Source organism: Aliirhizobium sp. YIM B11859 (genome assembly GCF_057163345.1).
Map to the genome: position 1 here is coordinate 33,173 of NZ_JBXHAY010000005.1, position 13,552 is coordinate 46,724.

Below are 13,552 nucleotides of genomic sequence, written 5' to 3' on the forward strand. Positions count from 1 at the left end.
ACTATCCTATCGCCTCGCCAACGCGCTTCAAGGCAGGCTTTTGCGCGCCCTCAGCCGGGCGTTTGGGTGTCGATTGGCGTGAGATTAACGCCATGACTTCTGTTTTCGGTCCAAAGGCTGCAACACGCCCGTTTTTCATCAGCAAAACCAGATCGATATTTGCAAGTGCGTTTGGCCGATGGGCAATGACCAAGACGATGGCGCCGCGGTTTCGAAGCGTGGCGATGGCATGGCCAAGCGCCAGCTCGCCGTCTGCATCAAGGTTGGAGTTGGGCTCGTCTAAAACGATCAAAAACGGATTGCCGAACACGGCTCTTGCGAGCGCGATACGTTGGCGCTGTCCAGCCGACAGGATTGACCCTTGTGGGCCGATATCGGTTTCGTAGCCGTCCGGCAGTTTTAAGATGAGGTCGTGGACTTCGGCGATTTTCGCCGCCGCAATGATGGCATCAGCCGTCACATCCTCGCGAAACCGGGCAATGTTTTGTGCCACCGTGCCGGAAAACAGTTCGATGTCTTGCGGCAGATATCCGATATGGCGTCCGCGGTCGTCATCGCTCCATTGATCAAGGCTTGCACCGTCGAGCCTGACCGAACCATGGCTGATTGGCCAAATTCCCGTGAGCGCCCGCGCCAAGGATGATTTTCCAGAGGCGCTTGCACCGATCACGGCTACTGCGTCACCGGCTTTCAGCGAAAACCCGATATTGGCGATGATCGGCTTTTTGCCACCAGGAGGTGCGCTGAATAGGGTTTCAACGACACATGTCGTTTGCGGCGGGGGCAAGGAAAGCTGCGGGCGGCCCCCCTCACCTTCCGATAGAGCGACTTGGAGGCGCCTCCAGGATTGCCGGGCTGAGACAAAACCTGACCAATTGGCGATCGCCTGTTCGGCCGGAGCGAGTGAGCGGGATAAGAGGATCGAGGCGGCAATGATGATGCCACCGGAGGCCTGATTGTCGATGACCAGGATGGCGCCTAAGGCAAGGACACCGGATTGAAGCGCAATGCGAAAGATTTTCGATAAGGCCGAATAAGCGGTTGTCGCATCCGAAGAGAGCGCACGAAAAGATCTAAACCGGCGATTGATCGATGACCAGGAGCGCAAAAGGTCATTGCCCATTCCCATGGCCTCAACCACTTCGGCATTGCGATGTGCGGCTAAAAAAAGGGTCTCGCGCTCAAGGCTGACAGAGGCGATGGTCCGATTGGCCTTTTCTGCGCTGCGATGGGCAAGATAGGTCAAGATGATCAAGACGGCGGCGCCGCCGATCGCCACTATTCCGATCAGCGGGTGAAACAAAAAGCAGATGGCAATATAAAACGGCAACCAGGGAAAATCGAAAAAGGCCGGCAAACCTGGGCTGGATAAAAATGCCCGAACGCGATCAAAGTCGCGCATCCAGACCAGCCCATCATTGGCTTTTCCATCTTTGATCGGGGATTTTATCGCCGCCCTAAAAAGGCTTGCGGCCGATAGCTCGTCGAAAATCCCGGCAATCCGGGTGAGCATACGACCGCGCAGGATCTCGAATGCTGCCTGAGAGAAATAAAGCAGCAAGGCAAGAACGCCGAGCGCTACAAGGGTTGGGATGCTCTTGCTTGGGATCACGCGATCATAGACCTGCAACATAAACAAAGAGCTGGTCAGGTAGAGGATATTGATCAGCGCGCTGGCGATCGCAACCGCTGCGAGCCCATGTCTGCTTTTTTTGACGATGTGAGCCGTGACTACCGGCCTTTTGGGATTTAACAATGGCGCTGCGGTCTTGCTCATGGCTCAAGGACCTTCAATCCGATGATGATCTCACTCCCAGCGCAATGGCGCTTCAACAATAGAGCATGACCGATCGGGCTTCAGGAAACGGTTCCAGACCCAAGAGCGAACAGGTGATTACAAATGGATCAACACCTGTGCTGAAACAGAACAGGCAGATTAAGTAATAAGCCCGACAAGCTGTTTGGCGTCGAGGACACACTGCACGAAGGCTGACGCTGCTGATTTTCAACCGATGCTGCGCGTTTTCATCATGCTTGCGACCCGCATTTCCAAACTGTGCTTGATGATACTGGCTGTTCTTCCCGTCCGATGCAGTGATCGCAGTAAAATTTCTAGCCATCGAACTAATTAAGATGATGAAAATAATCGAATATTAAGCCGCGACTGAGAGACTTTCCTCAATTATGGGGGTAAGGCATGATTTTCCGTCGGAATGCGCGCCGAACAAATCAGCGTGCGCGCTTCAAATCCAATATTCCTTTAAATTCTGATTTCGCGGATGGTCTGCAATTTGATGCAGACGACCTCAAAAGAGCTCTATCGACAAACGAGATCTGGCCGGCATTTCAGCCGCTGGTCGATATGCAAACCGGTGGAATTTTAGGGTTTGAAGTGCTGGCCCGCTGGTCTCATCCCCAACGTGGCGCCATCACGCCGGCTGAATTTGTCCCGGTTGCAGAAAAAAGCGGCTTGATCGGCGAGTTGACGAAAAAGATAGTCGCAGAGGCCTGTCGCCAAGCCGCTCGCTGGCCGGGTGAATTTATTCTTGCGATCAACCTTTCTCCGATGCAGTTTCGCGACCCGGCCCTGTTTGAGACCTTGTCGTCGATCATCGGTGCAACGGGATTTCCGGTAACCAGGATCCATGTCGAGATTACCGAGAGCGCGCTTCTGGAAGACACTCAGATCGCCAGAGCAACGATCGCGCAGTTAAAGTCGGCGGGGATCGGCTTGGCCTTGGACGATTTCGGCACCGGTTATGCGAGCCTTAGCCAATTACATTCGTTCCCGTTCGACAAGGTGAAGATCGACAAACGGTTTGTGACGTCGATGAATGACAATACGGGCAGCCGAAAGATTGTCGCATCGGTGATCGGTCTTGGCCAGAGCCTTGGCATGGTCGTTGTTGCCGAGGGTGCTGAAACGGAAGCACAAGCCTCGATGTTGCGCCGGCTGGGATGTGATGTTGGGCAAGGATATTTGTTTGGCAAACCGCTTGACGCCCAGCAAACGGGGCTTTGGCTGGAAAATCAAAACCAGAGCCCGTTTCGTACGGAGCCGGTAAAGGCCTCGCTTTTTCATCGGGCCCATCAACTTGATACGCTTTATCACGCAGCGCCGATTGGCCTTTGTTTCCTTGATGTGGATTTACGCCATGTCAGCGTCAACAAACGTTTCGCCAGCATGTTTCATTCAAGCCCAAGCGAGATGATCGGCATCACCGTCGATGATTTTCTGGAAAAAGATGAAGCGCTTAAGGTGAGAGGTGATCTTATGCGCGTGCTGGGTGGCGAGACCGTCGTGCATGACGATTATCGCCCAGATCGCGCTGAGGGCGTGTTTTTGGTGATTAAACAGCGGGTTGATGACGAGGCCGGCGCGCCGATTGGCATTTCGGTGACGGCGATCGATGTCTCCGACCGCGAGGTGATTAACCGTGCTCTGGCGGAAAACCAAGATAGTGGGTTCGCCCCGCCCGACCATGGCGTAAATATTCCCTGGATTGCTAATCTCGAGGGTGCCGTGACGTTTATGGGGCCGGTGCCAGGGGTTGGGATCCCGGTTATGGGCGATCGCATTTCTGATTGGTATCAGCGGTTACATCCAGACGATCAATCCCGCGTCAGGCAGGAATGGCTTGACTGGCTGCCATCGGGCATGCCGTTCGTGACGATGTTTCGGATCAGGTTGGAGGGACAATCATGGCGATGGATGATCAGCCGCGCGAAACCCCATCGCAACACGTCCGGAGAGATCATCCGCTGGTATGGCGTCATCACCGAGACGCAGGAGCAGCAGGAACACGGAAACCAGACAGAACGTTTGGTGCCATCCACTGATCCGCGAACAACAGAGACGATTGATGGTTTCGATGATCGCGAAGCGTCGCCGCCTGCTGCCGAATGGCCGCCCGAAGCGGAGATCGGACCAGCCGAGCCCAGAGCAGCGGACGAGACGTCGAATTCCTTGCCGGACAGTCACCTGATTTCCATGCTGGTGCGGATGTTTGAATTTGCACCGATTGCAATGTCGATCACGACGAGCGACACGAAAACTTCGAGTTACGTGAAAGTCAATGATGCGTACCTTAAGCTGACTGGCCTGAAATGGGACGACATCAAGGGCAAAAAGCTGATTTCTGAGGGTGCGGCAATCGATAGTCCTGCCAGAGATCGTCGCCACCGGCTTTTGGTGGAAGATAGCGCCTATCAGTTGGAAGAGGTCGAGATCACCCATGCCGATGGCACGGTCATTCCGACGCTGATTTCTGCGCAAAGAACGGTGATCGATAACGTCTCTTTTGACGTCGAGGTCATCATCGATGTTTCGGCGCGCGAAAGACAGCAACGGGAGATCGAACATGCTTTGCGGGCTTCGGCACGGACGGATGCACTGTCTGGCCTACCCAATCGAGCATGTTTTGATGAGACACTTGAAGAGGCGGTCAATCGCAATCTGCGCAATGATCGGAAACTTGCGCTCGCCTATATCGATCTTAACGACTTCAAGATCGTCAACGACACATTGGGGCATCTGGCCGGCGATGAGGTCCTCAAAACGATCGCGGCGAGACTGAGGGAAAATTTCCGCGCGGCCGATTTTATTGCGCGTATCGGCGGAGACGAATTTGTCGTGCTTGTCGATCTTGATCGACGATTTGCCGGCAATCTCAAAGCGCAGCTGGTTGAAACAATGGAACGCATCTTCAAACCGATCCCGATCCACGGTCAAGTGACCTTCACGGGCGCGGCCGTTGGCGTAACTCTCCTTCAAGCCGGCGACACGCCACAATCATTCTTGAAGCGAGCCGACGAATATATGTATCTCGCAAAGGCGAGCCGAGAGCGCGTGGCGGTGTTCTACTTAGGGCAAACACTGGAAAATATAACGGCAGCCCATACAACTAATCGAAGCTGGGAGCAGGTAGAGTAGCATTCTCACGCAGCGCGAGGTACTTTCTACCTTATACCGCTTCTGCGACAGCGATCGCATTATTCAACTCGGCGACATCGATTAGCAGAGTGACTCCCCATGCCTCGCCTTTCTGTAATGACGCTCGGCCCAGTCCGAGCAGCCCTCGAAAGCCATCGTACGGCGAGCCACATTAGCGACGAAGGCGGACATACGGTCTTACACTGGAGAGACACCGAACGCTGAAAGAGAGGTCTGAAGCCAATTGTGCTCCGTTCTCGGTGATGACGGGAGCTACAATCTTCCTCCTGCAGAATACCGAAGTGGCGCCCTAAATCCCCGGACACGATCTCCCAGCCCGACACGTCCTGCCTTCATTGAGGCGCGCCGATGCATTCTTGGCAAGCAATCGACGCTGAAAACCTTATCCGCGATACTTGCCTTTAGCCAAATGATGCCATCACGCACCCGAAATGCTATCGGAGCTGGCCAACTCCCAGATGCGCCATCTTTTCACATTATACTTCCTATCCGAAGTACGCACACCTTAGAATACATTGAGAAAGTCGGCCGCAAGTGTATTAACCCATATGGGTGAGGCAAAAAAGCCTACATTTCAGGGAATTATGCAAATTCAATTGCGGCTGATACCGCATAAGGTGCATTTACGACACCCGCAATTGACTCTTTATTAATATTACGCTTCCGTTCAACTTACGGTGAATGTTCGCCGCAACGGTCCAAGGGGGCTTCCATGCGATCAAAACTCATTTTCGCTGGCTTACTGGCTTCCGCCGCTTTTATCGGTGGAGAGACATCAGCCAATGCAGCATGTACCGCGACATCGGCGGGAGTGACCTGCGCAACCATCTCGGAAACTTCGTCCGTTTGGGACACTTACACTGCAAACGGTCTCAGCGCCGCGATCAGTTATTACCAAAGTGCATTTACCTCTCTGTTCGGGGCAGCAGGTGGCGCCTCTATTGATAACTTTTCTGGCTACTACACAGTCGCCGACCGCTGGGGGCATTACAACAACAGCATCGAAACGCTGCCGTACGGTTACAACGACTTCTCATACGGACTTACAGGCTACGTCGACGGTGAATACAAGTCGGATTACGACTCTGGTTACACTGAGATTGACCGTGGCTTTACCCTTGGAACCCTCGCGAGCAATACGATCACTGCACCGGGCTCCCAACAAAGCGTGAGTGTGACTTTCTACGCCTTCCTCAGCAACGTTGTTGGAACCGTAGCCAATAATGTCGTCACATACACAGCCACATTGGACTGGGACAGCTATCTATCAGCATACGGATGCAAAACCGCTACTTGCGCCAGGACTTTGTCTACCAGCGGATCGGACGGAGACACGGTGCAAATCACGCTCGGTTCTCAAGAGATTACCGCCGTTCCCGGTCCTGAAGCTGGCGCCGGTCTCAGCGCCCTTGCAATGCTAGGCATTGCCTATTGGGCGAAACGCCGTCGTGACGACAAGTCTTTGGCTGCATAAGGTCCGCCAGCCTTAGCAGATGGAAGAGGCCCACTTGCCGCAAGTGGGCCTCTTTTGTTTTGGCGATGACATAGCAGCGATATAAATACCCTGGCATGTCTCAGACCGAGCACACCGAGCTGACCAAGATAGACGCCGAATTCGTCGAGCTGACGCGGGCGGACTTCGAGCGGTAATTCAGTCTGAAAGACTTAATCAATTACGCCCGTTTTCAGCTCGGCTACGAGATCGATGAAGGCGAGGTTTAATAGGTCCCCTACCAGTATTTCGGCAAAGACTACGCCTTGTTCGATGAGATATCGGCATTGGTTGGTCGTCGAGAAAAAGGCCCTTCGCCACCCGGGGGCCTTTCTTGATGTCAGGGCGTTGGCGTTACGGATAGGCATCTCTTTTGACTTCGTACGTGGCACCTGGGATCACGTCGCGAAACTTGTTGGCGCTCGAATTTGGGTCCGGCGTTGACGAGAAGCACGGCATCGACGCCATTCTCGGTCATTGCGCCAGTGCCGGTCAAAGCCCATTCGTTGCCCAGAATTAGGTTTCGGAGAGGATCGCCCTTACCGCCCTGTATTGTGGCCCACTGGCCGTCAACCATGGAGCTACCACGAATACGCCGCACACACACTCAAACGCCTGTATCACGCATCACAATCCCTGCTAGACCTTGGCAGCACACCGCATCCACTTTGAATTCGGCGACGTGGTGGCATATGTTAATGCCAAGATCATTCCGAAGCGCGGTGACACCATGAAACCACTGTTGATTGCAATGGCTGTCCTTGTCGGGCAAAGTGGCCAATCTCAGCCATACCAAAATTTTGAGATTCAGCGGAGTGCCCGAGGCGGTTATACCGGGACGCTTGGCAACCAGAATTTCGACATTGACACAAAAAACGGCGTGTCGGGCCAAATCGGAGGCCGGCGCCCAGGCGTTATCCAAGAGCGGCCAGCACGACAAAAGGGTAATATAGGCGCCACCCAACGGAACTGCGTTGTCGACGCAAAAGGCAATGCCTTCTGCCGATAGCTTTTTGCTCCATACCCTCGTCGGCTGATTGCAGGGCAAACAGTATCTAGACGTCTGCGACGTCATCGGTCACACCGCCCCCCGTTGAGCCAGAAAGATCAGCGGGAATGAGACGTCAGTTATGTCGTTCGACGTTTCAGACGACACGCCCTCTGCACGGTAACGCAAACCGAGAATTTCAATGTTTTTTGGGGGCCGCTGCCCAAATCCCAAAACTGTTGATCCTCGCAATCTTTTCGGCGTCTTCGAGATCACCGCGCAGCGCACGGCCACTATCGGATCGGGACAGGCGCAAAGCGCCAATGGAAACGAGCTGCTCCTCCATGAGATCAACGCTATTCATCGCGCCTGGGAAAAAATGATGTATGTAGCAGGTCGCCTGCTTTATCGGCGTGTTGAGCTCTTCAACGAAGGCACGGCAAAACAAAACTTTGGGTGATTTCAGCATAATTTGAAGTTGCAGCTTGGCATAATCGTTGCAGCTGCCGTCAAACCCATCGCGATCGCTGACCAAGTGGCCGACACAGGGCTCGACACCGTAAAGCTTGATCACCGTTTTGCCGTCGACCCGAAACTCGGTCGCCGAGAACGCTTCAAACGGTGTTGTGGTTTTTATCCCATCTCGTCGCACGACGTTGGCATGGCCTTGCCAATATTCGATGACAAAAACCAGCCGTCCTGCCACTGCCAGAGCGCGCACATAGTCCTCGTCGATGGGGCCTGCCGCATGCGCAGCCACAAGAAGTCCTGCCATCGACAGACTGGTCGAGAAAACCCAGGTCGCGAGATATCTTGTATTTTTCATCATCCTAATCTTTCGCAATGCCACTTGAAATAGATTTCAGATAGACATACAACCAAACTTAATAAGTAACAATCCCGCATGAATTTGTTGTCTGCATGATCCGCACCTTACCGGGGAGCAATGACACTCATGATGCGTTATCAACACATACGATTTGCAACAATTCCGGTTGCCTTTTTTGCTCGCCTCATCGAGCATTGCCACTGCACAAGTCTCTGTTAACAATGAGCTTAAGCGGGGATCTTCGCAGAGTTACCGCCCATACCATAAGGTTTCAAGGCATGAAGAGAAGCTAATTCCCGATCCAGAAGGCGGGCGACAGCGGCTTTTCAACGCTTTAAATTCAGGCGTTGAACCAGATCAAACCAGTGAATTGGCGTCGACTGAATATACTAAAAATAGTCTTGATATATCACCCTCTCATGCCCTAACGCCGACAATCATCCCGATGGGGTATGATACGAATTCTATAAGGTCACCGTCTTTAGCGGCAAAGGCCGAGGCGACCTCGCCAGATTTGAAAGCCGGTTTGTCACCGCCTTGCATGATGGCGTCACGGTCGGCTGAGCAGGTTCGCGACATGATCGGAGATGAAGCGCGGAGACAGGGTGTTGACGTGCCGTTTGCTCTGGCAATTGCATCCGTGGAAAGCAATTTTCAGACGTTTCGTGTTTCTTCCAAAGGGGCTTTGGGACCGATGCAGTTAATGCCGGCCACAGCCGTGCGGTTTGGCGTTTCGGACCTTTGTGATGTCGACGAAAATATCGCCGCAGGAATACGCTACCTGCGTGTGCTGAGTGACGAATTCGAAAATCCTCTTCTCGTCGCTGCCGCCTATAATGCCGGCGAAGGGCGCATTTATGAATATGGCGGGATTCCACCCTTTGCAGAGACGGTCGGTTACGTTGCCAAGATCATCAATCTTCAGCTCGGCCTGACTGCTCCCTCCCCGTTCAACCACAGACATCCAAACTTTTCGCCCGTTTCGCGGAACCGCGCGGCAAAACACGTGCTCGGCGTAATACCCGTTCATCGCGACGGCACGTTTTCTGGTGGTGTGATGCATTTTTAAAAGGGAGAGGTCTGATGCAGACGAAAATGCCATGGAGCGTAACAGCCTCCAAACATGTTGCAGCATGCGGGCTAATTTTTACCCTTACCATTGCTCTTACTGATCCCGCCCTAGCCCAAACGACGGGCAGCGGTGCCTTTGCACCGCTCGAAACGGCCGTCCAGATGATCGTTGATTTCATCACCGGCCCGTTCGGACGGCTTCTGGCGATCATCGCGGTGATCAGCCTGGGATTTCTTGCCTTCGCCGGTCGGCTGTCCTGGTTTTTTGCCGGTGGCGTGATCCTTGGCATTGGGTTGGTGTTTGGCGCGCCGACCATTGTCGACGAGATGATTTCGGCAGTGGGGCAATGATGATGGCCGTACCGGACGACGAAAAACCTGCCATCACCCCACTTGTCATCGGTCTGACCCGACCGCCGATGTTATGGGGCGTGCCTTATATGGCGGTGGTGATCACAATTGGTTTCACCATAGTCGGTTGGCTGGCCACAAACCGGCTGGCAGCTCTTGGTCTTTCGCCGGCGCTTTATCTCATCCTGTTCTGGTTGTGCGCTGCAGACAGCAAGTTCCTCGATGTCGTGCAGATCGCCTGCCAACGAACTCCTAAAACCCCGAACAGAACGTTTTGGGGCGCCACCTCCTACGGACCCTGACCATCCAGAGAGTGACCCATGCTGAACGTGATCAGACAAGAACTGGGGTTCGGGCGCACCTTGAGAGGTGAACGATCGATGGCCCGTCATATTCCGTATCTTCGCCATCGCTCAAGCAGCGTCGTTGGACTTGAGAGCGGAGCTCTCGCAAGCGTCATCAAACTTGAGGGTTTGTTTTTCCAGACCGAAGATCAGGCAGAACTTAATATGCGCTCGGTGGTGCAAAACACCATGATCCGATCTTTAGGGTCGAGCCGCTACGCGATGTGGTCGACGCTGATACGTCGGCAAACCGACGTCGATCTTGATGGTCAGTTCGAAGACGGTTTCTGCAACACGCTTGATCGCCGCTATATGGCGCAACTGCGCAGCAAAAGGATGTTCACCAACGAGCTTTACCTGACTTTGGTGCGCTCGCGCCCAAGTGGCGTTCTTGGGGCTGGCCAGATCTTCAAACAAGCCCTGGATTATGTGCGTGGGGTCTCAACGAACCAGCAGTCGGAAGAGGACGTTGCGGAATTCGAAGAATTGGTGGAGCGGGTCGTCCAGGATCTGAGCAAATACGGTGCTCGCACGCTTGGCATCAAAGATCGCGCTGATGTCGAACACCCAATCGCCGGCGGCCAGAGCGCACAGGTCTTTCCGTATTCGGAACCTTGCGAATTTTTCAACGAGATCCTCACCTGCGGCATTGCCCGGCCGATGCGATTGCCGCGAATGGGACTATGTCATTTCGTCGGCACCTCAAGGCTGCATTTTGGTCGTCGCACGCTGATGGCACAGGCAGCGACCGGAAGTGACGACCGCTACGGCGCGATGCTGTCGATCAAGGAATATCCGCCGTTTACCGCGCCTGGAATTCTTGATGGGCTGTTGCGGGTCAATCACGAGTTTATTTTAACCCAGTCTTTTACCATTGCCGACAGACCGGTTGCGCAAGAACGTATCAGCCGCCTGCAACGTCAGCTTGGCGCGTCGGACGAAGCGGGAAGCTCGGTTGAGGAAAATCTCGATTTCGCGCTCGACAGCCTGCTCAACCAAGAAGCGGTTTTTGGCACCCATCATCTGTCGCTTTTATGCCTCTCGCGCGACCTTGAGGGGCTCAATCGTGCGGTCAGCGAGCTTGGCGGCTGTCTGACGGATATCAACATGCCCTGGCTTCGCGAAGACCTCAATCTTGAGGCTGCGTTCTGGGCTCAGCTGCCAGGCAATCACGCCTATATCGCCCGCAAAGCTCTTTTATCGAGCGCCAATTTTTCAGGCCTGTCTGCGATGCATAATTTTGCGGTCGGCCAAAAAAATGGCTGCCATTGGAATGTGCCGGTGACGATTTTGGAAACGGCGTCACAGACCCCTTACTGGTTCAGTTTTCATCAGCGCGATATCGGTCATTTCCTGGTCACCGGACCGACGGGATCCGGCAAAACGGTCGCGCTGACTTTCTTGTTGGCGCAGGCCATGCGGGTTTCGCCTTGCCCGCGCGCGGTGTTTTTCGACAAGGATCGCGGTGCGGAAATCTTCATCCGCGCGATTGGCGGCAGTTATGACATTTTAACGCCGGGCACGCCGACCGGCTTTAATCCGTTGCAGCTCGACAATAGCGGGGAAAATTTTGATTTCCTGTTAAGGCTCATCAAAACGATGGTGTCATCGGGCGGCCGGTCGGAGCTTACGCAGGAAGACGAAGACACGTTGGAGCGTGCCTTAACGCGATTGATGCGTGAACCGAAGTCGGAAAGAACGTTCGCGCATTTTTCGGCATTGCTTGTTGGCGGATCACGGGCAAATGCCAATGACCTTTATGCAAGATTGCGCAGTTGGATCGATGGCGACAAAGCCTGGCTGTTTAATGCCGGGACCGACAGGTTGTCGTTTGCCGGCAATCGCGTCTTTGGTTTCGACATGACGCATATCCTTTCCAATGAGGAGGTGCGCACGCCGGCTCTGATGTATCTTTACCATCGGCTTGACGAGCTTTTGAACGGCGAGCCGGCAATGTTTTTTATGGACGAAGGCTGGCGGTTGCTGATGGATCAGACCTTCAGCGATTTTATCGTCGACAAGATGAAGACGATCCGCAAGCTGAACGGCATTGTTGGGTTTGGGACACAGTCTGCCTCTGACATCGCGCGGGCAACCGCCTCTCATACGCTCATCGAGCAGACAACGACCCATATCCACTTTCCCAATCCGCGCGCCGACGAAGACAGTTACGTGACGCGTTTCGGTCTGACGATGAAGGAATATTCCTTCGTCAAAACAAGCGCGCCGGAAAAGCGCAGCTTCCTTGTCAAACACGGCAATGATTCCGTTATTGCCAAGCTTGATCTCTCGACCATGCCCGATCTGATCAAGGTTCTGTCGGGCCGTAAGGAAAGTATCGAGGAATGTGAGAGATTGCGCGCCAGTCTCGGCGATCATCCGTCCGATTGGCTGGCACAATTTTGTGGCTGGGAGAACCGGCCATGAGCAGGCTTTCCTTGCCCTTTGTGCTTAGTTCATTTGCGCTCGTTTTGCCGCAGACCGCGCTATCGCAAATGGCGGTGATCGACGAAGCTGTGCTTGAGCGCGACACTGTCCGTGACGAGAGGCTGACATCGATTGGAGAAAAGGACGGCCGGCGTTTTTCGGTGAGTAAGGGGATCCTTTGCGCCCATTATAGACCGGGCCGTGCCGGCGACGCGGTCTCGGCGGCTACGGCCAACCCCGAAATCGTCGCACGGGCGCGGCAGATCGCCCGCGAGGAACATGTCGATGAACAGTTATTTCTGGCTCTGATCTACCAGGAAAGCCGATTTAACGCTTGTGCAAATTCGCCGGCAGGCGCGATCGGATTGACGCAACTCATGCCGGCCACCGCAGCCGAGCTTGGGGTAGATCCCTATGACGTCGACGGTAATCTGCGCGGTGGCGCTCGGTATCTCAAACAGCAGCTCGCAAATTTCGGCGGCAACACGTCGCTTGCTCTTGCAGCCTATAACGCCGGCCCCGGCAATGTCCAAAACTATGGGGGTATCCCACCCTTCAGGGAGACCAAGACCTATGTTGCAGCGATCAAAGAAAAATGGCTTCCAGCCTTCAGCGGCACGGCCTCTGGCGATGGCGCTTTGGTCACAACAGGGGGTGTAACCGCAGCTTATAGTCAGCTAAGAGATACAACGCTGTCGTCAATGGCGGTTTCGCGTGCGACCTCTGACGAACGGGGCGATGTGGCTGACTATTGGGTAAAAGTTGGCGCCCGGCAGAGTGGTACTTTGCACCAAAGCTGGGATCAAAATTCGATCAGTCGCAACGCCAATCTTGAGATGATCAATCAGATGGTTCGGACGGCTGCGATGATTGCGCAAGTAATCAGCGCCAAAAGGGCATTTGAGGCAAGCGTTCTGTCGGGATCCGCACATGCGACATCCCCGCCGCTTAAGTCACCGCAAAGCGACATAACCCTCGATCCGATCTGCCTCGATGAGGCCGAAGCGACAGAGCGGACAGAAGAAGGGTGCGACCCCAAAGGGTCGAAGGTCGCCGGTATGGCGCTGATGTTGAGTTCTCGATGAGGAGGAGTGTC

At 54.3% G+C, this 13,552-nt stretch carries 10 protein-coding genes; 7 read left to right on the top strand and 3 right to left on the bottom strand.

Features of this window, described 5'->3' with window-relative positions; genetic code table 11:
• Position 1: 1 nt before the first annotated feature.
• Positions 2 to 1,777 (bottom strand): type I secretion system permease/ATPase, encoded by a 1,776-nt coding sequence (locus tag AC2GXZ_RS19710; protein WP_483760912.1) that lies wholly within the window; start codon positions 1,775 to 1,777, stop codon positions 2 to 4.
• 420 nt (positions 1,778 to 2,197) lie between these two features.
• Here AC2GXZ_RS19710 and AC2GXZ_RS19715 point away from each other — a divergent pair, with 420 nt between their 5' ends.
• Positions 2,198 to 4,933 (top strand): EAL domain-containing protein, encoded by a 2,736-nt coding sequence (locus AC2GXZ_RS19715; protein WP_483760913.1) that lies wholly within the window; start codon positions 2,198 to 2,200, stop codon positions 4,931 to 4,933.
• A 733-nt stretch (positions 4,934 to 5,666) separates the two neighbouring features.
• Entirely contained in the window at positions 5,667 to 6,428 is a 762-nt protein-coding gene (locus AC2GXZ_RS19720; RefSeq protein WP_483760914.1) for a hypothetical protein, read from the top strand.
• Between the two features lie 625 nt (positions 6,429 to 7,053).
• On the opposite strand, the gene AC2GXZ_RS19725 is transcribed toward AC2GXZ_RS19720, so the two are convergent.
• Together AC2GXZ_RS19725 and AC2GXZ_RS19730 are read right to left on the bottom strand one after the other, a co-directional pair.
• Positions 7,054 to 7,521 carry a hypothetical protein gene (locus AC2GXZ_RS19725; RefSeq protein WP_483760915.1) on the bottom strand — a complete coding sequence of 156 codons (468 nt, stop codon included), beginning with the start codon at positions 7,519 to 7,521 and terminating at the stop codon, positions 7,054 to 7,056.
• Positions 7,522 to 7,633: 112 nt separating this feature from the next.
• Positions 7,634 to 8,263: a hypothetical protein gene (locus tag AC2GXZ_RS19730; RefSeq protein ID WP_483760916.1), complete on the bottom strand. Its 630-nt coding sequence runs from the start codon at positions 8,261 to 8,263 to the stop codon at positions 7,634 to 7,636.
• A 175-nt stretch (positions 8,264 to 8,438) separates the two neighbouring features.
• Here AC2GXZ_RS19730 and AC2GXZ_RS19735 point away from each other — a divergent pair, with 175 nt between their 5' ends.
• Genes AC2GXZ_RS19735 through AC2GXZ_RS19755 form a run of 5 tightly spaced genes read left to right on the top strand, consistent with a single transcriptional unit; the run spans position 8,439 to position 13,541 of the window.
• A complete protein-coding gene (locus tag AC2GXZ_RS19735) occupies positions 8,439 to 9,332 on the top strand; it encodes a lytic transglycosylase domain-containing protein (protein WP_483760917.1) in 894 nt (297 codons plus the stop codon).
• A 14-nt stretch (positions 9,333 to 9,346) separates the two neighbouring features.
• A complete protein-coding gene (locus AC2GXZ_RS19740; protein ID WP_483760918.1) occupies positions 9,347 to 9,685 on the top strand; it encodes a TrbC/VirB2 family type IV secretion system protein in 339 nt (112 codons plus the stop codon).
• A 2-nt stretch (positions 9,686 to 9,687) separates the two neighbouring features.
• A complete protein-coding gene (locus tag AC2GXZ_RS19745; RefSeq protein ID WP_483761233.1) occupies positions 9,688 to 9,987 on the top strand; it encodes a VirB3 family type IV secretion system protein in 300 nt (99 codons plus the stop codon).
• 18 nt (positions 9,988 to 10,005) lie between these two features.
• Positions 10,006 to 12,456 carry a VirB4 family type IV secretion/conjugal transfer ATPase gene (locus tag AC2GXZ_RS19750; RefSeq protein ID WP_483760919.1) on the top strand — a complete coding sequence of 817 codons (2,451 nt, stop codon included), beginning with the start codon at positions 10,006 to 10,008 and terminating at the stop codon, positions 12,454 to 12,456.
• On the top strand, positions 12,453 to 13,541 hold the full coding sequence (locus tag AC2GXZ_RS19755) for a lytic transglycosylase domain-containing protein (RefSeq protein WP_483760920.1): 1,089 nt from the start codon (positions 12,453 to 12,455) through the stop codon (positions 13,539 to 13,541). Before AC2GXZ_RS19750 ends, AC2GXZ_RS19755 begins: the two co-directional genes overlap by 4 nt.
• Positions 13,542 to 13,552 lie beyond the last annotated feature (11 nt).

Bases quoted from the DNA above. Each gene is read 5' to 3' on its own strand.
- AC2GXZ_RS19720 (WP_483760914.1), top strand. From the start codon at position 5,667: ATGCGATCAAAACTCATTTTCGCTGGCTTACTGGCTTCCGCCGCTTTT.
- AC2GXZ_RS19725 (WP_483760915.1), bottom strand. From the start codon at position 7,521: ATGACGTCGCAGACGTCTAGATACTGTTTGCCCTGCAATCAGCCGACG.
- AC2GXZ_RS19730 (WP_483760916.1), bottom strand. From the start codon at position 8,263: ATGATGAAAAATACAAGATATCTCGCGACCTGGGTTTTCTCGACCAGT.
- AC2GXZ_RS19710 (WP_483760912.1), bottom strand. From the start codon at position 1,777: ATGAGCAAGACCGCAGCGCCATTGTTAAATCCCAAAAGGCCGGTAGTC.
- AC2GXZ_RS19715 (WP_483760913.1), top strand. From the start codon at position 2,198: ATGATTTTCCGTCGGAATGCGCGCCGAACAAATCAGCGTGCGCGCTTC.
- AC2GXZ_RS19740 (WP_483760918.1), top strand. From the start codon at position 9,347: ATGCAGACGAAAATGCCATGGAGCGTAACAGCCTCCAAACATGTTGCA.
- AC2GXZ_RS19755 (WP_483760920.1), top strand. From the start codon at position 12,453: ATGAGCAGGCTTTCCTTGCCCTTTGTGCTTAGTTCATTTGCGCTCGTT.
- AC2GXZ_RS19745 (WP_483761233.1), top strand. From the start codon at position 9,688: ATGGCCGTACCGGACGACGAAAAACCTGCCATCACCCCACTTGTCATC.
- AC2GXZ_RS19750 (WP_483760919.1), top strand. From the start codon at position 10,006: ATGCTGAACGTGATCAGACAAGAACTGGGGTTCGGGCGCACCTTGAGA.